We start from the raw sequence: 22,048 nt of genomic DNA, 5'->3' as shown, positions 1-22,048 counted from the left end.
CAGGACACACCATGCCCATCAAGGACCAACTCGCCCAGGACATCAAGGCCGCCATGCTGGCCAAGGACCACCAGCGCCGCGACACGCTGCGCCTGCTGCAGGCCGCCATCAAGCAGCGCGAGGTGGACGAGCGCATCGAGCTCGACGATGCCGCCGTGGTCGCCGTGGTCGACAAGCTGGTCAAGCAGCGCAAGGACTCGATCGCCGCCTTCGAGCAGGGCGGCCGCGCCGACCTGGCGGCCCAGGAGGCGGCCGAGATGGCCGTCCTGCAGACCTACCTGCCCCAGCGCCTGTCGGCCGACGAGGTTGCCACCGAGGTGCGCGCCATCGTGGCCGAACTGGGTGCGGCCGGCCCCGGCGACATGGGCCGTGTGATGGGCGTGGTCAAGACCCGGCTGGCCGGCAAGGCCGACATGGGGGCCGTCTCCGCCGCCGTGAAGGCCGCGCTGGCCGGCTGACCCTCAGGCCGAATCCCCCCAGGGTAGAGGTTCGAGCGGGGGCGTATTTTGGCCAGCCCATGATCCAGGAGGTCCCCATGAACCGTTTCCGACAGACAGGTGCCGCCGTCCTGGCCGCCCTGACCACCCTGGTGGCCTGGCCTGCTGCCGCACAGACCCCGCCGTCGCCCGCACCCATCCGCATCGGACTGATCGCGCCGCTCACCGGCCCGTCGTCCGACTTCGGCAAGCCGGTGCTCCACGGCGCGCAGATGGCGGCGGACGAGATCAACGCCGCCGGTGGTTACCTGGGCCGGCCGATCGAGCTGGTGGTGCACGACGACAAGGGCCAGCCCGACGTCGGTCGCGCCGCCTCGCAGGCCATGGTGGAGTCCGGCGTGCTGGCCGCCATCGGCTTCTGCAACACCGGCGTGGCCCTCAAATCGATCGATCTGTTCCAGCAGGCCCGGGTGCCGCTGCTGGTGCCGTGCTCGGCGGGCGCACCGGTGACCCGCCAGTACCCGGCGCCCGAGAGCTACGTCTTCCGCAATGCGCCCAGCGACGCGATCCAGGCCCCGTTCGTGGTGAACGACCTGATCCGCCGCGGCTGGACCCGGGTGGCCATCTTTGCCGACAAGACCGCCTACGGCGAATCCGGCCTGCGCGACGTGGAGGCCGCCATGGCCACCCACCAGCTCAAGCCGGTGCATGTGGAGCGTTTCGACCTCGGGGTGAAGGACCTGTCGGCCGGGCTGCAGAAGGCCAGGCAGGCCGGCGCCAACGTTGTCTTCAGCTACACCGTGGGCCCCGAGAACGCCACCATTGCGCTGGGCCGCCAGGCCATCGGCTGGGACGTTCCGCAGGTGGGTGGCTGGACGCTGTCGTTCCCGTTCTTCATTGCCGGCAGCGGCTCGGCCGCCGAAGGCGCGCTCATGGCGCAGAGCTTCATCGCAGAACCCAGCAACGAGCGCCGTGCGGCCTTTCTTGCCACCTACGCGCGCAAGCACCAGGGACCGCCACCGGTGCCCATGGCAGCGGCCCAGTCGTATGACGCCATGTACCTGCTGACGTACGCCATCTTTGCGGTGCGCGGCAAGCTCGACGGCCCGGCCATCAAGCAGGCGCTGGAAAACCTGCCCCGCACCTACTACGGCGTGGTGGCCACCTACGACCGGCCGTTCACGCCGGACGACAAGGAGGCCGTGACCAGCAACATGCTGATCATGGGGCAGGTGCGCAAGGGCAAGGTCACCTTCGCCTACCCGGAAGACGCCCGGCGCAACCTGTTCGTGCAGCGCAAGCGCTGAGTCCCGCGCGGCCGGCCCGCCACTTCAGCTGCCGGCCACCTTCATGCGGTTGACGAGCACCGAACCCACCGTCTTGGCACCGTAGTTGTAGGCATCGGCACCAATGGCCTCGATGCCCAGCAGCATGTCCCGCAGATTGCCGGCGATCGTGATTTCCTGCACCGGGTAGGCGATCTCGCCGTTCTCCACCCAGTAGCCGGCGGCGCCACGCGAATAGTCGCCGGTGACGTAATTGACGCCCTGCCCCATGAGTTCGGTGACCAGCAGGCCACGGCCCATGCGACGGATGAGCGCATCCAGATCGTCCTCGGGTCGGGTCAGGCGGCTGGTCATGACCAGGTTGTGCGAACCGCCGGCATTGCCGGTGGTCCGCATGCCCAGCTTGCGGGCCGAATAGGTGGACAGGAAATAGCCCTTCACGCGGCCGGCCGACACCACCTTGCGGGCGCTGGTGCGCACGCCTTCGTCGTCGAACGGGGCGCTGCCCTTGCCATTGATCAGGTGCGGGTCCTCGGCGATGTCGATGTGGCGGGCCAGGGCCTGCTTGCCCAGGCTGTCGGCCAGGAAGGTGGTCTTGCGGTAGAGCGCACCGCCGCTGGTGGCCTGCACATAGGCGCCCAGCAGGCCGGCGGCCATGGGCGACTCGAACAGCACCGGGCACTCGATGGTCGGGATCTTGCGGGCCCCCAGGCGCGAGAGGGCGCGCTGCGCCGCATAACGGCCCACCGCCTGCGGACTGGCCAGGTCCTGCGGAGCCCGCTGGCTGCTGTACCAGAAGTCGCGCTGCATCTTCGAGCCCTTGCCCGCAATCGGCGACACCGACAGGCTGTGGCGCGAACTGGCGTAGCCGCCGCTGAAGATGCCCGGCTTGCCACGCTCGCCGCCGCGCAGGTGGGCGGTGAAGAAATGCGACTGCTGGGCCGACACGCCCGCGCCTTCGCTGTTGGTGATCTGCCGGCTGGTGGACAGGGCGGCGGCCTCGCATTCCAGCGCGAGTCGGGCCGCTTCCTCGGAGGTCAGCGCCCACGGGTGGAACAGGTCCAGATCGGGGTAGGTGTCGGCCACATCCTCGGCATCGGGCAGGCCGGCCACCGGGTCCTCGGCGGTGAAGCGGGCGATGTCGTAGGCCGCCTGCACCGTCTGCCGGATCGCGGCCGGCGAGAAGTCGGAGGTGGAGGCGTTGCCCCGGCGCTGACCCAGGTACACGGTGACACCGAGCGACTTGTCGCGGTTGCGCTCGACGTTCTCCAGCTCGCCCTTGCGCACCGAGACGCTCAGGCCAGCCCCTTCGGAGACCTCGGCGGCGGCATCGGCCGCACCCAGGCTGCGGGCTTGCGAGAGGGCCAGATCGACCAGTTCCTCGAACTGGCTGCGGGCGTACTGGAAGCCGGCGAGCGGCTGGGTGTGGTCGGGGTTTTTCATGTCGGCCGCTATGATACGGGCCGCCCTTCACCCGGCGCTGCCGCCGGCGCAGTGCCCCCTCTCATGTCCCGCAAACCCACCAAAGGCTATTTCGTCCGTGGCCAGTTCGTTGCCCTGGGCAGCGAACTCGACCTCGAGCTCAAGCGCGAGCTCAAGGGCTCGGTCGACATGAGCAAGACCGATCTCAAGAAACACAGCGACCACCTGCAGCAGCTCGGCCAGGACCTGCTCACCCTGCGCAGCGACCTCATGGCCCGACTGGAACTGGGCGACAAGCTGCTGGACGCCCTGGCCGAGGCGCGGCGCATCACCGACTTCGAGGGCAAGCGCCGCCAGATGCAGTTCATCGGCAAGCTCATGCGCAAGCTCGACGACGAGGCCGTGGCGGCGATCGAAGCGGCCCTCGAAGAACAGCGCAAGCCCTCGGCGGCCGAGACGCTGCGCCTGCACCAGGCCGAACAGTGGCGCGACCGGCTGATCGCCGACGACGCCGCCCTGACCGGCTGGCTCGCCATCGACACCGGGGCCGACGCCCAGCAGCTGCGCACCCTGATCCGTCAGGCCCGCAAGGACGCTCAGGCCACCGCCGCCCAGGAACGACCCGGCGAGGCGGTGCGCCACGGCCGTGCCTACCGCGAGATCTTCCAGCAGGTCAAGGCCGCACTGGCCCGCGCCGATGCCCACGACGACCCCGACACCCCCGACCATGACTGACTCCCGCCCTGCCGCCGATGCCGTGCGCATCGGCATCGTCTCCATCAGCGATCGCGCCAGCACCGGCGTCTACCAGGACCAGGGCCTGCCGGCCCTGCAGGACTGGCTGACCCGCGCGCTGCACAACCCGATCACCTTCGAAGCCCGGCTGATCCCCGATGAGGCCGACCGCATCAGCGCGACCCTCATCGAACTGGTGGACGCCGGTTGCTCGCTGGTGCTGACCACCGGCGGCACCGGCCCGGCCCTGCGCGACGTGACGCCCGAGGCGACCCTGGCCGTGGCGCACAAGGAGATGCCCGGTTTCGGCGAACAGATGCGCCAGATCAGCCTGGCCTTCGTGCCCACCGCCATCCTCTCGCGCCAGGTGGCCGTCATCCGCGACCGGAGCCTCATCATCAACCTGCCCGGCCAGCCCAAGGCGATCGCCGAGACGCTGGAGGGCCTGAAGAACCCCGACGGCACGCAGCGGGTCAACGGCATCTTTGCCGCCGTGCCGTACTGCATCGACCTGATCGGCGGCCCCTACCTCGAAACCCGGGACGAGGTCGTCAAGGCCTTCCGCCCCAAATCCGCCGTGCGCCCGCCGCGCACCGCTCCCTGAACCGGAACCCACCCATGAAGATCACCAAGGACACCGTCGTCACCCTGCGTTTCAAGGCCACCGACAGCAAGGGCAAGGTGCTCGAGGACGGCAAGACGCCGCGCGCCTACCTGCACGGCGGCTACGGCAACACCCTGCCCGGCATCGAGCTGGCCCTGGAAAACCAGGAAGCAGGCTTCAGCACCACCGTCACGCTGCAGCCGTCGCTGGCGTTCGGCGAGCGCGACGAAACCCTGGTCACCACCATCCCCAAGTCCGAATTCCCTCCGGGCGTGAAGGTGGGTGGTCAGATCGAAGGGGTGGACAACCAGGGCGTGCGCAAGATCTTCACCGTGCAGAAGATCAAGGGCAACACGGTGCACCTGGATGCCAACCACCCGCTGGCTGGTGAAGACTTGACCTTCACCCTGACCGTGATCGATGTGCGCGCCGCCTCACCCGAAGAGGTGCAGCATGGCCACGCTCACGGCGCCCACGGCCATCATCACTGAATCACCCCCGCGCCGCGCCTGACGGCGCGTCACCCCCTCAAGGAGGCGGTGCCAGCGGACTGGCGGAGCCAGATCCGCGGCACCCTTGACGGGGAAGCGGTACCGCTACTTTCCGACCAGCTGGTTCAGCTTGTCGGCCTCGAAGCACTCTTCGCGGGCAGCGTCCTTGGGCACGCAGTCGCGCTCGCGAGCTTCGGCCAGCTTCTCGATGGCCTGCCACAACAGGGCGATCTGGTGTTCCTGGCTGGCGGCGGAATCGACCAGGCCGCGCAGGGCCTGCTGCAACGGGTCGTCTTCCTGGGTGATGCCGTAGGCCTGGAACTTGGGCTTGGCGTCTTCGGTGACATCCGCGCTCTCGCCCTGCTTGCTGGGGATGATGCGCGCCGGAATGCCGACCGCCGTGGCGCCCGCCGGCACCGGCTTGATCACCACCGCGTTGCTGCCGATCTTGGCACCGTCGCCCACTTCAAACCCGCCCAGCACCTTGGCGCCGGCGCTCACCACCACATCGCGGCCCAGCGTGGGGTGGCGCTTGGTGCCCTTGTAGAGCGAAGTGCCGCCCAGGGTCACGCCCTGGTAGATGGTGCAGCCGTCGCCGATCTCGGCGGTCTCGCCCACCACCGTGCCCATGGCATGGTCGAAGAAGACCCGGTTGCCGATCTTGGCCCCGGGGTGGATCTCGATGCCGGTGAGGAAGCGGCCGATGTGCGAGATGAAACGCCCGAGCCAGCGCAGGCCGTGGTTCCAACACCAGTGCGCCGGGCGGTGCAGCAGCACCGCGTGCAGCCCGGGGTAGCAGGTCAGCACCTCGAAGGCGCTGCGCGCAGCCGGGTCGCGCTCGAGGATGCACTGGATGTCGGAACGGAGGCGGGCAAACATGGCGGCAGTCTAGCCTTTTGACCGCTGGGCGGTCTGCAGCATCGCCTTGGCAACACCGCGAAGAATGTGGATTTCTTCCTCGGTCGGCGCAGCGCGATTGAACATCTGCTGCAGACGCGGCATGAGCTTCTTGGGGGCGACCGGATCGAGGAAATCGACCGCCACCAGGGCCTGTTCCAGGTGCGTCAGCATGCCGGCCACCGCAGCGGCATCGGCCGTCGGGCGTTCGGCCACGGCGGGTTGCACCGCGAATCCCCCCAGGGCCTGTCGCCAGTCGTAGGCCAGCAGCTGCACGGCGGCCGCCAGGTTGAGCGAGCCGAAGCCGGGTGCGGTGGGAATCGACAGGGCCACGTGGCAGCGGTAGACGTCCTCGTTGCGCATGCCGAAGCGCTCGCTGCCGAACAGGAAGGCCACGCCCGACGGCGGATCGGCGGCCAGCGCCGCAAAGTGCTCGCGCGGAGCGCGGGTGGGCGGACCGAAGTCGCGCGGCGTCATGGCGGTGGCGCACAGGTGGCTGATGCCGTCCAGCGCCTCGTCCAGCGTCTCCACCACCCGGGCCTTCTCCAGCACGTCGGTGGCGCCGCTGGCGCGCTGGATGGTCTCTTCGCGGCGCAGCACGTTGGCCCAGCGGGGCGCCACCAGCACCAGGTCGTCGAAGCCCATCACCTTCATGGCGCGGGCAGCACCGCCCACGTTGCCGGCGTGGCTGGTCTGGATCAGGATGAAGCGGGTGCGCATGGATGGGTGGCCGGGCAGGTAAAATCCCGCGTATTGTCGCCGCCCGCATCGCCGGAGCCGGCTCCCCGACCTCCCCTGCTCTTTCGCCCGTGTGCCCTGCACCCGGGCCTACAACCCATGTCGTCCAACCTCCACCCCATGCTCAACGTGGCCATCAAGGCCGCCCGCACCGCCGGTGCCATCATCAACCGCGCCGCGCTGGACGTGGAGTCGGTCCGGGTCTCGGTCAAGCAGACCAACGACTTCGTGACCGAGATCGATCAGGCCGCCGAGGCCGCCATCATCGAGACGCTGCTCACCGCCTACCCCGACCACGGCATCTGGGCCGAGGAGTCCGGGCAGCGGCCCGGCAAGAAGGGTGGCGCAGACCACGTCTGGATCATCGACCCCCTGGACGGCACCACCAACTTCATCCACGGCTTCCCGGTGTACTGCGTGAGCATCGCGCTCATGGTGGGCAACCGCATCGAGCAGGCCGTGGTCTACGACCCCACCCGCAACGACCTGTTCTGCGCCACGCGCGGTCGGGGCGCCTACCTCAACGAGCGGCGCATCCGCGTGGCCAAGCGCAACACCCTGCGTGAGTGCCTGATTGCCACCGGCTTCCCCTTCCGCCCGGGCGACGCGTTCCAGACCTACCTGCAGATGCTGGGCGACGTGATGCCCAAGGTGGCCGGCGTGCGCCGCCCCGGTTCGGCCGCGCTCGACCTGGCCTACACCGCCGCCGGCTTCACCGACGGCTTCTTCGAGATGGGCCTGTCGCCCTGGGACGTGGCGGCGGGCTCGCTGCTGGTGACCGAGGCCGGTGGCCTGATCGGCAACTTCACCGGCGAATCGGACTTCCTGGAGCAGAAGGAGTGTCTGGCCGCCAACCCCAAGATCTACGGCCAGCTGATTGCGCTGACCGGCAAGTACAGCAAGTTCGCCAGTGCCGGCGACAAGGCCGCCGTGCGCCAGGCGCGCATGTCGGTGCGCCGCAAGCGCAGCGGCGACGCCGACGAGGCCGAGGCCCCGGCCGCGGGCGACAGCGCTGCCGCAGCCGACGACAACGCTGCGCCGTTCTGAGGCGGTTCAGGCCAGCGGCAGGCGGAACCAGAACACCGAGCCCTGGCCGGGCGCGGATTCGGCCCACACCCGGCCGCCGTGGCGCTCGATGATGCGCGACACGATGGCCAGCCCCACCCCCATGCCGGGCACTTCCGATCCCGGGTGCAGGCGCTGGAACAGGCCGAACAGCTTGCCGGCGCGCCGCATGTCGAAGCCCATGCCGTTGTCGCGCACGAAATAGGCCTCCTGCGGGATGTCGAAACCCACCGTCACCTGCGGGCCGGGCAGGTGACGGGAGTACTTGATGGCGTTGTCGATCAGGTTGCTCAGCACCTGTCGCAGCAGCGTGGCGTCACCCAGCGCCTGGGGCATGTGCCCCACCTGCACATGCAGCGCCCCTCCTTCGGGCGTGAGGGCATCCACCACCGAGCGTGTGAGCGGGACCATGTCGACCGGCACCGGCACCATGTCGACCTGCACCACCCGCAGCAGCTCCAGCATGTCGGTGATCATGCGGCCCATGTTGGCCGATGACCGCGCCACCCGCGCGAACATGTCGGCACCCTCCGGGCTCAGCCGGGAGCCTTCGGTCTCCTGGATGAGGGTCACGAAACCGTTGACCGACCGCAGCGGTGCCCGCAGGTCGTGCGCGATGGAATACGAGATCGCCTCCATGTCGCGCATCGAACGCTCCAGCTGGGCGGTCCGCTCGCGCACCCGCTGTTCCAGGCTGGCATTGAGCGCCCGCACCTCTTCCTGCGCGGTCACGCGGTCGGTGATGTCGATGTGGGTGCCCGACATGTACATCACCCGGCCATCGTCGGTGCGCCGGTGCACCCGACCCCGGGTGTTGACCCACACCCAGTGGCCCTGCTTGTGGCGCATGCGGATGTCGCATTCGTAGTAGGGCAGCGTGCCCTGGATGTGCAGAGTGCTCAGCCGCAGCGCTTCCTTGAGGTCCTCCGGGTGGGTCAGGCTCTCCCAGGTGTTCAGGTTGACCGGCTGCAGTTCCTCGAGCGTGTAGCCCACGATCTGGGCCCAGCGCGCATCCACCCGCAGCGATCCGACGCCCAGGTCGGCCTCCCAGATGCCGGGCCGGGTGGCCTCCAGAATCCAGGCCAGCCGCTGGCGTTCGGCCTGCAGCGCAGCCTCCGTCTCGGCGCGCGCCACCAGGGCCCGATGGGCCAGCACCAGCTGGCGCACGGCCCCGAACAGGGGGGAGAGGAACTGGATGTCTTCCTCCTCGTAACCGCCCTCCTGGTTGGCCAGGCCCACCATGGCCACCATGTCCTCGCCCACCATCAGGGGCACCCCCAGGAAGGAGTCCATGGCCGGATGCCCCGGCGGCAGGCCGCCACGGCGCGGATCATGGGCCGGGTGGTTGGCGATCACCGGCGCACGGCTGGTCATGGCGTGGCCGAACAGGGTCTTCAGGTTGCGGAACACCATGCCGGTCTCCCGGTGCTGGCGGTAGTGCCGGTGCGATGCCTCGTCCCACGAAATGTCGGTCACGGCGTGGGTGCGCAAATAGGGCTGACCGGCCGGGTCCTGCAGCACCTCGCCGACAAACCCGTAATGGCTGCCGGTGACCTTGAGGAAGGCTTCAAGCAGGCCTTCGAATGCGCGCCGCTTGTCTTCGGCCTCGATGAACGAGGCCTGGGCCTGACGCACCGCATCGAGCATGCGCTGCTGGCGTTCGGCCCGGTGCTGGGCCTGGCGTTCTTCGGTGATGTCGGTGGTGTAGCCGTGCCACACCACGCTGCCGTCGGGCTCGCGCAGCGGTGCAGCGTTCACCTCGTGCCAGCGCAGCCCCTGTCGCGGCAGCACCACGCGATAGGAATGGCTCCACACGGTGAGGTCGCGGGCCGAGATGTCGATCGAGGCCAGGGTGGCCTTGAGGTCGTCGGGGTGCACGCGCGCATACAGCCGGCGCACGTCGGCCATGAGTTCCTCGGGCGTGAACTCCAGCATGTCCATAGCCCGGTCGTTCACGTAGGTGATCTGGGCCGTGCCGTCGGGGTTGCGGCGGGCCTGGTAGGTCAGACCCGGCACGCGCTCGGCAATGTTCCTCATCAGGCGCAGCTGCTCGGCCAGCTGCAGGCGGGCCTCGCGCTCGTCCGTGATGTCGTGCACCACGCCGAAGTCGGTCATCGGCTGCCCGTCGACCACGGTGCGGCCGATGCGGCTGCGGCACCAGCGGGTGCGGCCGTCGGGGTGCAGCCAGCGGAACTCCACCTCGCGGCCGTCGACGGCCTCGCGCGCGGCCAGCCAGGCCGGCATGTCGTCCGGGTGGATGCGGCCACGGCCTTCCCGCCGGGTGATCAGCTCGGCCGGCTCCAGCCCGGTCATGGCGTACATGCCCGGCGACCAGAACACATGCTGATCGCTGCCGGCGTTGGTCCAGTAGCCCACCCGGGCCACCTGCTCGATCTCGGCGTACAGCTCCAGCCGGTGCTGCAGCAGGCGGTTGGCCTGGGCCAGCGCCTGCTCGCTGAAGCGCAGGGCCTCGTCCACCGCCGTCTCGTGGGTGGCGTCGGTGAAGACATTGAGGATCAGTGGCTCGTCGGCCGACTCCACCAGCGTGGTGTGCATGCGCACCGTGTACATCCGTCCGGGGCGCAGCATGAGCTGCAGCAACTGGTGCTCGCACGGGACCTGGGCCAGAAAGGCGGCCCGGTCGGCCGGGTCGGGCCAGTGCCCCAGCTCCAGGGTGGTGTGGCCGATCGCGTCGTCCCGCTGCAGCCCGGTGAGGTTGAGCCAGGCCTGATTGACCTCCACCAGTCGACCATCGCTTCGGCGGGTCACTGCGGCGGGCAAGGGCAGTCCGTCGAAGAAGGCGGCGTAAGGCAGGGGTGAGGGCATGAAGGATTGCCGCGGGGCGCGCCAGTGGGTCGTCCGGTGGGCCGGGGTTGATGTAAAACATTGTGCATGAACCCTTGCCCCGTGGGGTATGGGTCAACCCGCATCCGACCGCTGTACACCTCTGCCGCTGCCCATGAACCACCCCCGCCGATCACCCTTTCTGCACCACGTTGGCGCAGGTCTGTTGCAGGTGGTCGGGCAACCGCGCTTCCTGCCCGCGGTGCTGGCCGGTGGCGCCGTGCTGCTCATCCAGATCCACGCGGCCTGGCAGGCCTGGCATCACGGCGTGGAAGTGCCCTGGGCCGGCCACGCGGCCACCGTGCTCACCACCCTGGCCGCAGTCTGGGTGGCGGTGGCCGTGGTGCGTGCCGACGACACGCAGGCCCCGAACGCCACCAGCCTGTTCAGCGTGGCCCGGGGTCTGGCCACCGGCTATTACTTCAATTTTCTGCAACCGCTGCTGCGCAGCCTGCGCCAGGCCGGCGCAGCACCCGCGAGCGAACACGGTCTGTTCACGGTGCTGCTGGACGGTCGGCCGCTGGACCGCCTGCCGGCACTGCATGGTCTGGTGGTGGCCATCCCGTGCCAGGACCACCGCCTGTGCCGCACCCCGGCCGCCGGAGCGGCCCTGATTGCCCGGCGCTGCAGCGGTCTGCGGATGCACACCGTGGTGTTCGACCGCATCCGCACGCCCGGCGGGGTGTGGAGCCGGCCGATCGAATTGCGGCTGATGCAGGCCGACCCGCTCGGGCCTGCCGTCCTGCTGGACGTGCCCACCACGCTCAACGTGGTGCACGAAACCCTGAGCGCACGGCCTGGCCCGGATGGCTCGGACTCGCCCGCCCGGCAGGCCACCGAGCACTTCGTCCAGGTGCTCAACGAGTTCCGCGAGGTCGTGGCGCAGGTGGGCGGTGCCGACCCGCTGCGGCAGTCGTCGCCGCTGCAGGTGCACGTGGTGCCGGCCGAAGTGGCCGAGCACCGGATCCGCGAACTGCTGGCCTCGGGAGCCTGATGCCATGGCCCAGCCGGACAATCTGATCGTTCGCGTGCGTGGCTGGCCATGGACCAGCCTGCTGGCGGTGGCCATTCCGCTGGCATCGGCCGCTTTCCAGCTGTGGGCCTCGCTGCGTGGCGACGATGCGCCCGTGTGGCTGGGACCGCTGGAGTCGCTGGGCGTGACCCTGCTGGCACTGCTGCTGGGGTTCTGGCTGCTGACGCGCACGGTGCGCGACACCCGCGCGCGGGCCGACCGGTTCCATGTGGGCGAGGCGCTGGCCGTGGGCTACGGCCTGAACTTCCTGCAGCCCACCGGTCGCCGGCTGGACAGCGACCAGCCGGCCCACCAGCAGCTCACCCTGGCGCCGCAGCCGGGCGAGACCGGGACACCCGAGGTCCGGCAGGTCGAACGCCTGCTGGTGGCCCTGCCGCAGGTGGTGGACGGGCTGGACAACGACAGCATCACCGGGCTGCGCCGTGCGCTGCAGGCCCGGCTGGGTGGGGACTGGTGGATCGGCTCGGCCCGGCTGAACGCTGCCGATGTCCCGCCGGTCCCTCCCGGTCCGGACACCCTGGCCGGCAAGCCGACCGGGCTGGCCGACGGCGCCGCCGGGCCCGGCACCGGACGGGGCGTGGGGGTGACGGCCGTGGTGCACCGGCACAGCGGCACGGCGGTGCTGATCGATCTGCCGTCCACCCTGGCGGTGGTGCCGCACTTTGCGGCCTTCGTGGCGGCGCAGGAACTGGAGGGCTCGCCCTGGGCCAACGAGCTGGTGTCGGCCGGCCGCAGCACCATCGTGAGGCGGTTCGAGGCGGCCAAGTTCGCCCAGGTGCTGCGGGACGGACTCGGTGGCGGCACCCCGGCGGCGGCGGATGAACCGTCGGCCGAAGACCTGCTGCGGCAGCGCCTGGGTCCCGTGCGGCAACGCCTGCAGCTGGTCGAGCTGCAGGACAGCACGCGGGTCGGCCCCCTGGTCGACGCGATCCGGGCGGCGGCCCCGCGCACCGACGGCGGCGCCCCTTGATGCAGGGTGTCAACCCGTCAAAGTGTCCACTTTGTGTGACATACTGAACCGATATGGCCCAGCCCTACCCTTTTTCCGCCATCGTCGGCCAGGACGAAATGAAGACCGCCATCCTGATCGCAGCGGTCGATCCCAGCATCGGCGGTGTGCTGGTACTGGGGGACCGGGGCACCGGCAAGAGCACCGCCGTGCGGGCGCTGGCCGCGCTGCTGCCGCCCATGAAGGCGGTGGTGGGCTGCCGTTACGGCTGCGACCCCGCCGACACGGCCAGCCGCTGCGAGCAGTGCGCCTCCCTCAAGCCCGAGGGACGCACACCGCGCACCCACCAGGTGGCCGTGCCGGTGGTCGACCTGCCTTTGGGCGCCACCGAGGACCGTGTGGTGGGCGCGCTGGACCTGGAGCGGGCGCTGTCGCAAGGCGTCAAGGCCTTCGAACCCGGGCTGCTGGCCCAGGCGCACCGGGGATTTCTCTACATCGACGAGGTCAACCTGCTGGAAGACCACCTGGTCGACCTGCTGATCGACGTGGCCGCCTCGGGCGAGAACGTGGTCGAGCGCGAAGGTCTGAGCATCCGCCATCCGGCCCGCTTCGTGCTGGTGGGCAGCGGCAATCCGGAAGAAGGCGAACTGCGGCCGCAGCTGCTCGACCGCTTCGGCCTGTCGGTGGAAGTGCGCACGCCCGAGGCCCTGGCCGACCGCGTGGAGGTGGTGCGCCGCCGCGACGCCTTTGAGCAGGACCGCGCCGCCTTCGTCGAGGCCTGGAAGAAGGAAGACGAACGCGTGCGCCGGCAGATCGTGGCCGGCCGCAAGCGGCTGGCTTCGGTCCAGGTGCCCGACGCTGCCCGCGAGCGCATTTCGGCGCTGTGCATGGCCCTGGGCACCGACGGCCTGCGCGGTGACCTCACCCTCATGCGCGCGGCGCGCGCCGTGGCGGCCCTGGACGGCGACACCGAGGTGGGCGACACCCATCTGCGGCGCGTGGCCGCGCCCGCCCTGCGCCACCGCCTGCGCCGCAACCCGCTGGACAGCACCGGCTCGACCAGCCGGGTGGACCGCGCGGTGACCGAACTGATGGGCGCATGACCCTGACCGAGCGCCCGGCCATCGGTGCCGACGCGGCACTGGCGGCGGCGCTGCTGGCCGTCGACCCGGTCGGTCTGGGCGGCATCCACCTGCAGGGGCCTGCCGGCCCGTCACGCGATGCCTGGCTGGCGCTGCTGCGCCGCCTCATGCCCGCCGGCAGCCCCTGGCAGCGCCTGCCGCTGCACGCCGGCGAGGCCGCGCTCCTGGGGGGCCTGGACCTGGCGGCCACGCTGCAGGCCGCGCGGCCGGTGGTCCAGCCCGGCCTGCTGGCCCGGGCCGACGGCGGCACCGTGCTGCTGACCAGCGCCGAACGCACACCCGCGCTCACCGCCTCGCTGCTGGCCTCGGTGCTCGACCATGGCGAGATCCGGTTGCAGCGCGACGGCCTGTCGCAGCGCCAGAGCGCCCGCTGGCTGCTGGTGGCGCTGGACGAATCCATCCCCGATGCCGACACGACCGAGGCGACCGTGCCCGCCGCACTGACCGAACGGCTGGCCCTGCAGCTCGATCTGCGCACCGCGGCATCCACCGACCCGACCGACGACGCCAGCGCCGACTGGACCCCCGCCGACGTGACCGCTGCCCGCCAGCGGCTGGCCTCGGTGCAACTGCCCGACGACTGCCTGCAGGCGCTGTGCGCCACGGCCCTGGTATGGGGCGTGCCCTCGTTGCGGGCGCCCCTGATGGCGGTGCGGCTGGCGCGGGCCGCTGCGGCACTGGACGGCAGCGCCGCCGTGGGGCAGGCCCATGCCGAGATCGCGGCCCGGCTGGCGCTGGCCCACCGGGCGACGCGGTTGCCGCCGGACGATGCGCAGAACGAAGCGCCGCCGGAAGATCCGCCGGCGCCTCCCGACCACCCGCCGCCCGACGACCCCGACCGGGAACCCGACACCCCCTCGCCCGAAACACCCCGGGACCCGCTGCAGGACCGCCTGGTCGAAGCGGTGCGCGCCGTGCTGCCGCCCGGTCTGCTGGCGGCGCTGCAGGCCGGCCTGCTGACCGCCCAGCCCGCCAGCCGGGGCGCGGGTCAGGCCGGCGCCGTGTTGCGCAACGCCCCGCGTGGCCGGCCGGTGGGCACCCGCCGGGGCGATCCGCGTCGCGGTCAGCGGCTGCATGTGCTGGACACCCTGCGCGCCGCCGCGCCCTGGCAGACGCTGCGCCGCCCGCCGGGCGAGCCGCAACGGCTGCGGGTGCGGCGCGACGACTTTCATGTGGTGCGCCACCGCCAGCACCGGCCGGTGACCAACGTGTTCGTGGTGGACGCGTCCGGCTCGGCGGCGCTGCACCGGCTGGCCGAAGCCAAGGGCGCGGTCGAGCTGCTGCTGGCCGACTGCTATGTGCGGCGAGACCGTGTGGCCGTGCTGGCCTTCCGGGGCCAGCAGGCCGAGGTGCTGCTGCCGCCCACCCGGTCCCTGACCCGCGCCCGGCGCGAGCTGGCGGCGCTGCCGGGCGGAGGCGGCACGCCGCTGGCCGCCGCTATCGAATCCGCCCACGCGCTGGCCCTGCAGCTGCGGCGCACCGGGGACACGCCGGTGCTGGTGTTCCTGACCGACGGGCGCGCCAACATCGCCCGCGACGGGGCACCGGGCCGCACCCAGGCCCAGGCCGACGCCCTGACCCAGGCCGCGCAACTGCGTGCCGCCGGCCTGACCACCCTGCTCATCGACACCTCGCCCCAGCCGGCCGATGCGGCGCGTGCCGTCGCCGAGGGCATGGGTGCCCGCTACGTGCCGCTGCCGCATGCCGGTGCGGCCGGCCTGTCGGCCGTGGTGCGCGCGGTGCAGCCCGACGCCTGAGACCGCCATGGGCCACGACCTCGACTGGCGCCGCGACGGCCCTGGCTGGCCGCACGCCGAACGCAGCCGTTTCGTGCAGGCCGGCGGCCTGCGCTGGCATGTGCAGGTCTGGCCCGGCGCCGCCGGCACGGAGGGCTGCTGCCTGCTGCTGCACGGCACCGGGGCCTCCACCCACAGCTGGCGCGATCTGGCCCCGCTGCTGGCAGCGCACGGTGCCGTGGTGGCGGTCGATCTGCCCGGACACGCATTCACCGGCATGCCGCCGGGTGGTGCGGGTTCGCCGCAGCTGGGACTGCCCGGCATGGCCCGCGCCCTGGGTGCGCTGCTGCAGGCACTGGATGCGCCACCACCCGATCTGCTGGTGGGTCATTCGGCCGGGGCAGCGGTGGCCATCCGCATGGCGCTGGACGGCCATGCACAGCCGCGGCGCATCGTGGGGCTGAATGCTGCCGTGCTGCCGCTGGGGGGGTGGGCCGGACAGTGGTTCTCGCCGGCGGCCAAGCTGATGGCGGCCGTGCCGCTGGTGCCGCAGCTGTTTGCCTGGCGGGCGCGCGACCCCACGGTGCTGGCCCGGCTGCTGGAAGGCACCGGCTCGCAGCTCGACGCCACCGGGCAGGCGCTGTACCAGCGGCTGGTGAGCAGCCCGGCGCATGCCCGGGGCGCACTGGCCATGATGGCCAACTGGGATCTGCCCCGGCTGGCGGCCGACCTGCCGCAACTGGCGGTGCGGCTGGATCTGGTGGTGGGCGAGCGCGATCACACCGTGCCGCCGGCCCATGCACCGCGCATCCTGGCCGCCCTGCCGCCGGGCTCGCGCGGCCGGCTGACCCTGCTGCCGGACCTGGGCCATCTGGCCCACGAAGAAGACCCGGTCAGCGTGGCCTCGCTGATCCTGCCCGACCCGGACGCCTGAGCGCCCGGCCGCTCAGGGCTGCACGCGGTCGATCAGCACCCGCACGCCCTGTGCGCTGGCGGTGAACACCGCGCTGCGCCCCAGCAGATCGCCCGGCTGCGGCAGGGCCTGGCCGGAGCGGCTGATGCGGGCCTCCACCACCACCGGCGTCTTCTGCCCGAAATGGCTGGACAGGCTGTGCCCCGGCGACATGGCCAGGGCATCGTCGAGCCGGAAATCGCTGGCCTGTGCGGTGGCCGGGCGGCGGATCACCGCCAGCGGCATGCGCGAGGCCGGCGCCGCACCGGCGGTGGCCGTGGGCGCGGCCCGGGCCGTGATGAACAGGGTGTCCCCGGGCTGCAGACGCGACTGCAGGGCGGGCGCCAGTTCGATGCGCCCCATGAGCACGGCCGCGGGCGCAGCGGGTGCTGCAGCGGCTGCCGCTGCCACCGGGGCGGCAGGGGCCTCCGGTGCTTTCAGCGCGCCGCGCTGCTCGGCCACCGCCTGCAGGCTGCGGTCGAGGTTGGCGGCAAACGAACTGCCGTCGGGCACCTGGGTGCGGGCCCGGCGCCAGTGGGCTTCGGCGGTGGCCATGTCCTGCCGCTCCCAGGCCGCACCACCGGCCAGTGCCAGGGCCTTGGGGTGATCGGGATTCAGCCGCAGCGCGCGTTCGACCAGGCGGGCCGCTTCGATGGACGCGCCGGGCGTGCCCACCAGGCCCAGGATGTCGGCCCGATCGGCCAGCCAGTCCACCTGGTCCGGCTGCAGCGCCAGGGCGCGTTGCAACGATCGATCGGCATCGGCCCAGCGCTGCAGGCCGGCCTGGGTGCGCGCCAGCAGGGCCCAGGCGTTCGCGTCGGGGGCCTGACCGGGCGGCGGATTCTCCAGCGCCTGGGCCATCTGCCGCACCATGGCATCCACATCGGCCAGGGTGGCCTGGGGCGCATCGCCGGCGCGCCGCGCCTCCACCTGCACCGACGGCAGATGCCCCAGCTGCACATACAGGGCAGCGGCCAGGGCCGGCACGCCCAGCAGCAGGATGCCGGCGGTGGCCATCCGGTAGCCGGTCTGCTCCGGCGGCTCGGTGCGCGCGCTGGTCTCCAGCGCCCGTCGGGCCAGATCGGCCTGGGCCCGCGCATAGGCCCGCTCGTCCAGCCGACCGTTGCGGTGCTCGGCCTCGATCCGCGCCTGCTGCTCGCGCAACAGGGCCACCGGGGCCGCGCTGGCCTGCACCGAATGGGGACGGGCGCCACTGCGGTCGCGCAGGGTGTTGAGGAGCGGCCACAGGGCGGCCACCAGCAGCAGCGCGCACAGCGCCACGAAAGCGGTCATGGTCGGTCTCCCGGTGTGCCCAGCAGACGCCGTGCGCGTTCCCATTCGGCGGCCGACAGCGGTGTGTCGTCCCGCCGCGCCTGTCGCCCCAGCTGGCGCCACAGGGCCAGCAGCCCGGCCAGCAGCAGCACGAACGGCCCGACCCACAGCAGCACGGTGCCGGCCTTGAGCGGCGGGCGGTACAGCACGAAGTCGCCGTAGCGCTCGACCATGAAGCGCTGGATGTCGGCCTCGCTGCGCCCCTCGGCCAGCTGGCGCCGGATCTGGTCGCGCAGGTCCACCGCCAGCTCGGCCTGGCTGGCGGCCACGGTCTCGTTCTGACAGACCAGGCAGCGCAGCTCCTCGGCCACCTTGAGCACGCGGGCCTCGAGCACCGGGTCGGTGATGGGTGCGCGCACCGCGCGTTCCTGTGCCATGGCCAGGGTGCAGGCCCCCATGCACAGGACCAGCAGCAGGCAGGATCGCAGGAATGTCATGGCTCAGCCCTCCAGCTGCCGGATGAGGGGCAGCAGCGTGCCCTGCACCACCTCGGGCGTGACCGCCCCGGTGTGCTTGTGGCGGATCACGCCATCGCGGTCGATGACATAGGTCTCGGGCACGCCGTACACGCCGAAGTCCAGGCCCACCCGGCCATCGGCATCGAGCAGGCTGGCGCGGTAGGGGTTGCCGTGCCGGCCCAGCCAGACCAGCGCCGCCTCGCGCTTGTCCTTGTAGTTCAGGCCCACCAGGGTCACATCGGTGCGCCGCGCCATGTCGACCAGCACCGGATGCTCGGCCTCGCAGGCCACGCACCACGACGCCCACACATTGAGCACCCAGACCTGGCCCCGCAGCTGCTCGGGGCCGAGCTGCCGGGCGGGGTCGGCCAGCGTGGGCAGGCTGAAGGCCGGCGCGGGCCGGCCCACCAGGGGCGAAGGCACCTCGCGCGGATTTTTCAGCAGCCCGGCGCCCAGCAGGGCCACCAGACCGCAGAACACCAGCAGCGGCCACAGGAAACGCTTCATGCAAACCCCTTCTGCCCCGGCGCGGCGGGCCGGGCCGGCACGCCGGCGGCGCCAGCCGTGCGGGCCAGCCGGACCGTGCGGTAGCGGCGGTCGGCAGCCGCCAGCAGGCCACCCAGGGCCATGAGCAGGCAGCCGCCCCAGATCCAGTTCACCAGCGGCTTGTGGTGCAGGCGCACGCTCCAGGCGGTGGCGCTCACCGGCTCGCCCAGGGCGACATACAGGTCACGCAGCACGCCCCGGTCGATCGCGACCTCGGTCATGGGCATTCGGCTGACGGTGTAGATGCGGCGCTCGGGCCTCAAGGTGGCCACGGCCTGACCATCGCGCACCACGTCGATGGTCGCGCGCCCGGCGGTGTAGTTGGGCCCCTGCACCAGCTCCACGCTGCGCAGCGTGAAGCGGTGACCACCGGCCTCCACCGTCTGCCCCGGCTCCATGCGCACGTCCGACTCGGTGCTCAGGCTGCTGACCACGGTCACGCCGGCCACGAACACCGCCACGCCGAGGTGGGCCAGCTGCAGGCCCCACCAGGCACCGCTCTGGGCAGCCAGCCGCGCCCGCCAGCCCGGCCCGGGGTGATCGTGCAGCCGCTGCCATGCGCCGGCCAGGGTGCTGGCCGCCACCCAGGCTGACATGAGCAGGCCCAGGGCCGACATCGGCGTCCACACGCCCAGCAGCAGCGCGGCCAGCAGCGCACCGGCCATGGCCACGGCGGCAGCGGCCCGCAGCCGCAGGGCCAGGTCGGGCAGCTGGGCGCTGCGCCAGCGGGCCAGCGGACCCAGCCCCATGAGGAACAGCGCGGGCGCCATCAGGGGCACGAACACCGCCTGGAAATACGGCGGCCCGACCGAGAGCTTGCCCTGGCCCAGTGCATCGATGATCAGCGGGTACAGCGTGCCCAGCAGCACCGCGGCAGCCGCGCTGAGCAGCAGCACGTTGTTGGCCAGCAGGAAGGATTCGCGGCTCACCGGCTCGAAGCGGTCGCCCGCGCCGATGGCCGGGGCACGCCAGGCAAACAGCGCCAGCGAGCCGCCCACCACCACGGCCAGGAAGGCCAGGATGAACACCCCCCGGGCCGGGTCGGTGGCAAAGGCGTGAACCGAGCTGAGCACGCCCGAGCGCACGATGAAGGTGCCCAGCAGCGAGAGCGAGAACGCCAGGATGGCCAGCAGCACGGTCCAGCGGCGGAAGGCCCCACGCTTCTCGGACACCGACAGCGAATGGATCAGCGCCGTGCCCACCAGCCACGGCATGAAGGAGGCGTTCTCGACCGGGTCCCAGAACCACCAGCCGCCCCAGCCCAGCTCGTAGTAGGCCCAGAAGCTGCCCAGCGCGATGCCGATGGTCAGGAACATCCAGGCCAGCAGCGTCCAGGGCCGCGACCAGTGCGCCCAGGCGGCATCGAGCCGGCCGGCCAGCAAGGCCGCCACCGCGAAGGCGAAGGCCACCACGAAGCCCACATAGCCCATGTAGAGCATGGGCGGGTGGATGGCCATGCCGGGGTCCTGCAGCAGCGGGTTGAGGTCCTGGCCGTCCAGCGGCGGCACGTCCAGCCGCAGGAAGGGGTTGGAGGTGAACAGCGTGAACAGCAGGAAACCCACGCTGATGAGCCCCATCACGCCCAGCACCCGGGCCCGCATGGGCAGGTCGAGCGCGGCGCTGCGGTGGGCCACCGCAAAGGTCCAGAGCGACAGCACCAGCGACCACAGCAGGATCGAGCCTTCGTGGTTGCCCCACACCGCCGTGATGCGGTAGATCAGGGGCAGCGCGGTGTGCGAATGCTGGGCCGCGAGCTTGACCGAGAAGTCGCTCGCGACGAAGGCCTGGGTCAGGCAGGCGTAGGCCACCAGCAGCAGCAGGCATTGCGCGGTGGCGGCCGGCGTGGCCAGGCGCATCCAGCCGGAGTGGCCGGTCTGGGCGCCCCACAGGGGCAGCACCGACTGCACCAGCGCCATGACCAGGGCCAGCACCAGCGCGAAATGACCGATTTCGGGAATCATGGCCGGCCCTCCGGCAGCACCACGGTCTGGCCGGCGCGGGCCTTGGCCAGCGCATCGGCGGCTTCGGGCGCCATGTAGTTCTCGTCGTGCTTGGCCAGCACCTGGTCGGCGCGGAACACACCGTCGGCCCCCAGGCGGCCCTGGGCCACCACGCCCTTGCCTTCCTGGAACAGGTCGGGCAGCAGGCCGGTGTAGGTGACCGGCACCCGCTGCACCGTGTCGGTGACGGCGAAGCGGATGGTCAGACCCTGGGCATCGCGCACCAGGCTGCCCTCTTCCACCAGACCGCCGACCCGGAAGCTGCGCTCGCGCGGGGCCTCGCTGGCGGCCACCTGGGTGGGGCTGTAGAAGAACACCAGGTTGCTGCGGAAGGCATTGAGCACCAGGGCGCTGGCGGCGCCCACGGTGCACAGGCCCACCAGCAGGGCCAGGGCGCGGCGGCGGCGCGGCGTCATGCCCGGCCTCCGTGCAGCCGGTTCCGGTCGGCGGCGCGTCCGGGCCGGTGCGCCGGGATCTCGTCGTCGAGCTCGTCGCTCAGCGCCTGCGCCAGCAGGCGACGGCGCAGGCGCAGCAGGGCCACCTCGGCCACCAGCACCGCCATGCACATGCCCAGCGAGCCCCACACATACAGACCATGGCCGTCCATGGCGAGAAAGTCGGCGATGTTCATGCGGCCTCCGGGGATGTGCGCAGGGCCGCGCGGGCCCAGTCGGTGTGGCGGTCGCGCTCCAGCAGCAGCACCCGGGCGCGCGACAGGCCCATGGCAATGCAGTAGGCCCAGGCGGCCAGCGCCATGAGCAGCATGCCCAGCAGCATGGGCGCGGCCATGCTGGGCGCCTTGTTGAGGGTGACCGAAGCGCCCTGGTGCAGCGTGTTCCACCACTGCACCGAGAAATAGATGATGGGCAGGTTGACCACGCCCACCAGCGCCAGCAGGCCGGCAGCGCGGTCGGCACGGCGCGGGTCGTCGATGGCGCCGTGCAGCGCCATGAAGCCGATGTAGAGGAACAGCAGCACCAGCTCGGACGTGAGGCGCGCGTCCCACACCCACCAGGTGCCCCAGGTGGGCTGGCCCCACAAAGCGCCGGTCCACAGGGCAAGAAACGTCATGAGCGCCCCGGTGGGCGCCAGCGCCAGCGCCATGACGCTGGCCAGCCGGGCATTGAAGATCAGACCCACCCCGGCCCAGCCCGCCATGACCAGGTACACGAACATCGACATCCAGGCCGCCGGCACGTGCACATAGATGATGCGGTAGGCCTCGCCCTGCTGGGCGTCGCTGGGGGCCACGAAGAAGCCCACGTACAGGCCGAGCAGGGCCAGCACCACGGCGGCCGAGCCGAACCAGGGCACCAGACGCCCGGCCAGGGCATGAAAGCGGGCCGGGGCCGCGAAATGAAAGAAGCGGGATCGGTTCATG

22 protein-coding genes are annotated in these 22,048 nt (G+C 71.5%); 11 read left to right on the top strand and 11 right to left on the bottom strand.

Annotated elements, in window-relative coordinates; genetic code table 11:
* The first annotated feature begins 11 nt into the window (after nucleotides 1-11).
* Nucleotides 12-458, top strand: a complete 447-nt coding sequence (locus CAP38_RS02865; protein WP_086119351.1) for a GatB/YqeY domain-containing protein — start codon at nucleotides 12-14, stop codon at nucleotides 456-458.
* Between the two features lie 77 nt (nucleotides 459-535).
* A complete protein-coding gene (locus CAP38_RS02860; RefSeq protein ID WP_086119743.1) occupies nucleotides 536-1,744 on the top strand; it encodes an ABC transporter substrate-binding protein in 1,209 nt (402 codons plus the stop codon).
* Between the two features lie 24 nt (nucleotides 1,745-1,768).
* Here CAP38_RS02860 and pmbA read toward each other — a convergent pair whose 3' ends face one another.
* Nucleotides 1,769-3,166 (bottom strand): metalloprotease PmbA, encoded by a 1,398-nt coding sequence (pmbA, locus tag CAP38_RS02855; protein ID WP_086119350.1) that lies wholly within the window; start codon nucleotides 3,164-3,166, stop codon nucleotides 1,769-1,771.
* A 63-nt stretch (nucleotides 3,167-3,229) separates the two neighbouring features.
* Here pmbA and yjgA point away from each other — a divergent pair, with 63 nt between their 5' ends.
* Genes yjgA through CAP38_RS02840 form a run of 3 tightly spaced genes read left to right on the top strand, consistent with a single transcriptional unit; the run spans nucleotide 3,230 to nucleotide 4,975 of the window.
* Nucleotides 3,230-3,880 (top strand): ribosome biogenesis factor YjgA, encoded by a 651-nt coding sequence (yjgA, locus tag CAP38_RS02850; RefSeq protein WP_086119349.1) that lies wholly within the window; start codon nucleotides 3,230-3,232, stop codon nucleotides 3,878-3,880.
* Entirely contained in the window at nucleotides 3,873-4,484 is a 612-nt protein-coding gene (gene mog, locus CAP38_RS02845) for a molybdopterin adenylyltransferase (RefSeq protein ID WP_086119348.1), read from the top strand. The genes yjgA and mog overlap by 8 nt, the downstream gene beginning before the upstream one ends.
* Before the next feature lie 14 nt (nucleotides 4,485-4,498).
* Nucleotides 4,499-4,975 (top strand): peptidylprolyl isomerase, encoded by a 477-nt coding sequence (locus CAP38_RS02840; RefSeq protein WP_086119347.1) that lies wholly within the window; start codon nucleotides 4,499-4,501, stop codon nucleotides 4,973-4,975.
* 105 nt (nucleotides 4,976-5,080) lie between these two features.
* Here CAP38_RS02840 and cysE read toward each other — a convergent pair whose 3' ends face one another.
* Both cysE and CAP38_RS02830 read right to left on the bottom strand, forming a co-directional pair.
* Nucleotides 5,081-5,854 (bottom strand): serine O-acetyltransferase, encoded by a 774-nt coding sequence (gene cysE, locus CAP38_RS02835; protein WP_086119346.1) that lies wholly within the window; start codon nucleotides 5,852-5,854, stop codon nucleotides 5,081-5,083.
* 9 nt (nucleotides 5,855-5,863) lie between these two features.
* The gene (locus tag CAP38_RS02830; protein WP_086119345.1) at nucleotides 5,864-6,592 is read right to left on the bottom strand and encodes an RNA methyltransferase; all 729 of its coding nucleotides are present in this window, start codon (nucleotides 6,590-6,592) and stop codon (nucleotides 5,864-5,866) included.
* 117 nt (nucleotides 6,593-6,709) lie between these two features.
* Between CAP38_RS02830 and CAP38_RS02825 the strand changes: the two genes are divergently transcribed.
* A complete protein-coding gene (locus tag CAP38_RS02825; RefSeq protein WP_086119344.1) occupies nucleotides 6,710-7,657 on the top strand; it encodes an inositol monophosphatase family protein in 948 nt (315 codons plus the stop codon).
* 6 nt (nucleotides 7,658-7,663) lie between these two features.
* Here the strand turns inward: CAP38_RS02825 and CAP38_RS02820 are convergent, their stop codons facing one another.
* Nucleotides 7,664-10,501 carry a PAS domain-containing protein gene (locus CAP38_RS02820; protein ID WP_086119343.1) on the bottom strand — a complete coding sequence of 946 codons (2,838 nt, stop codon included), beginning with the start codon at nucleotides 10,499-10,501 and terminating at the stop codon, nucleotides 7,664-7,666.
* Nucleotides 10,502-10,634: 133 nt separating this feature from the next.
* Here CAP38_RS02820 and CAP38_RS02815 point away from each other — a divergent pair, with 133 nt between their 5' ends.
* Genes CAP38_RS02815 through bchO form a run of 5 tightly spaced genes read left to right on the top strand, consistent with a single transcriptional unit; the run spans nucleotide 10,635 to nucleotide 16,313 of the window.
* The gene (locus CAP38_RS02815; protein ID WP_143435741.1) at nucleotides 10,635-11,513 is read left to right on the top strand and encodes an STING domain-containing protein; all 879 of its coding nucleotides are present in this window, start codon (nucleotides 10,635-10,637) and stop codon (nucleotides 11,511-11,513) included.
* Between the two features lie 4 nt (nucleotides 11,514-11,517).
* The gene (locus tag CAP38_RS02810; protein ID WP_086119341.1) at nucleotides 11,518-12,522 is read left to right on the top strand and encodes a hypothetical protein; all 1,005 of its coding nucleotides are present in this window, start codon (nucleotides 11,518-11,520) and stop codon (nucleotides 12,520-12,522) included.
* Between the two features lie 53 nt (nucleotides 12,523-12,575).
* Nucleotides 12,576-13,604: a magnesium chelatase ATPase subunit I gene (gene bchI / locus CAP38_RS02805; protein WP_086119340.1), complete on the top strand. Its 1,029-nt coding sequence runs from the start codon at nucleotides 12,576-12,578 to the stop codon at nucleotides 13,602-13,604.
* A complete protein-coding gene (locus CAP38_RS02800; RefSeq protein ID WP_086119339.1) occupies nucleotides 13,601-15,400 on the top strand; it encodes a magnesium chelatase subunit D in 1,800 nt (599 codons plus the stop codon). The genes bchI and CAP38_RS02800 overlap by 4 nt, the downstream gene beginning before the upstream one ends.
* Nucleotides 15,401-15,407: 7 nt before the next feature.
* Nucleotides 15,408-16,313: an alpha/beta fold hydrolase BchO gene (bchO, locus tag CAP38_RS02795; protein ID WP_086119338.1), complete on the top strand. Its 906-nt coding sequence runs from the start codon at nucleotides 15,408-15,410 to the stop codon at nucleotides 16,311-16,313.
* 12 nt (nucleotides 16,314-16,325) lie between these two features.
* Here the strand turns inward: bchO and ccmI are convergent, their stop codons facing one another.
* Genes ccmI through ccmC form a run of 7 tightly spaced genes read right to left on the bottom strand, consistent with a single transcriptional unit; the run spans nucleotide 16,326 to nucleotide 22,047 of the window.
* Entirely contained in the window at nucleotides 16,326-17,624 is a 1,299-nt protein-coding gene (ccmI, locus tag CAP38_RS02790; RefSeq protein WP_179188435.1) for a c-type cytochrome biogenesis protein CcmI, read from the bottom strand.
* The gene (locus CAP38_RS02785; protein WP_086119336.1) at nucleotides 17,621-18,100 is read right to left on the bottom strand and encodes a cytochrome c-type biogenesis protein; all 480 of its coding nucleotides are present in this window, start codon (nucleotides 18,098-18,100) and stop codon (nucleotides 17,621-17,623) included. Before CAP38_RS02785 ends, ccmI begins: the two co-directional genes overlap by 4 nt.
* Before the next feature lie 3 nt (nucleotides 18,101-18,103).
* Nucleotides 18,104-18,628 carry a DsbE family thiol:disulfide interchange protein gene (locus CAP38_RS02780; protein WP_086119335.1) on the bottom strand — a complete coding sequence of 175 codons (525 nt, stop codon included), beginning with the start codon at nucleotides 18,626-18,628 and terminating at the stop codon, nucleotides 18,104-18,106.
* Entirely contained in the window at nucleotides 18,625-20,628 is a 2,004-nt protein-coding gene (locus tag CAP38_RS02775) for a heme lyase CcmF/NrfE family subunit (RefSeq protein WP_086119334.1), read from the bottom strand. Before CAP38_RS02775 ends, CAP38_RS02780 begins: the two co-directional genes overlap by 4 nt.
* On the bottom strand, nucleotides 20,625-21,083 hold the full coding sequence (gene ccmE, locus CAP38_RS02770) for a cytochrome c maturation protein CcmE (protein WP_086119333.1): 459 nt from the start codon (nucleotides 21,081-21,083) through the stop codon (nucleotides 20,625-20,627). The genes CAP38_RS02775 and ccmE overlap by 4 nt, the downstream gene beginning before the upstream one ends.
* On the bottom strand, nucleotides 21,080-21,298 hold the full coding sequence (gene ccmD / locus CAP38_RS02765; protein WP_086119332.1) for a heme exporter protein CcmD: 219 nt from the start codon (nucleotides 21,296-21,298) through the stop codon (nucleotides 21,080-21,082). Before ccmD ends, ccmE begins: the two co-directional genes overlap by 4 nt.
* Nucleotides 21,295-22,047 carry a heme ABC transporter permease CcmC gene (gene ccmC / locus CAP38_RS02760; protein ID WP_086119331.1) on the bottom strand — a complete coding sequence of 251 codons (753 nt, stop codon included), beginning with the start codon at nucleotides 22,045-22,047 and terminating at the stop codon, nucleotides 21,295-21,297. Before ccmC ends, ccmD begins: the two co-directional genes overlap by 4 nt.
* Nucleotide 22,048: the final 1 nt, after the last annotated feature.

It is taken from the genome of Hydrogenophaga sp. IBVHS2 (assembly GCF_002127215.1).
In the GTDB taxonomy this organism is placed as follows: Bacteria; Pseudomonadota; Gammaproteobacteria; order Burkholderiales; family Burkholderiaceae_C; genus Hydrogenophaga.
This window is presented reverse-complemented; position numbering and strand designations above follow the sequence as displayed.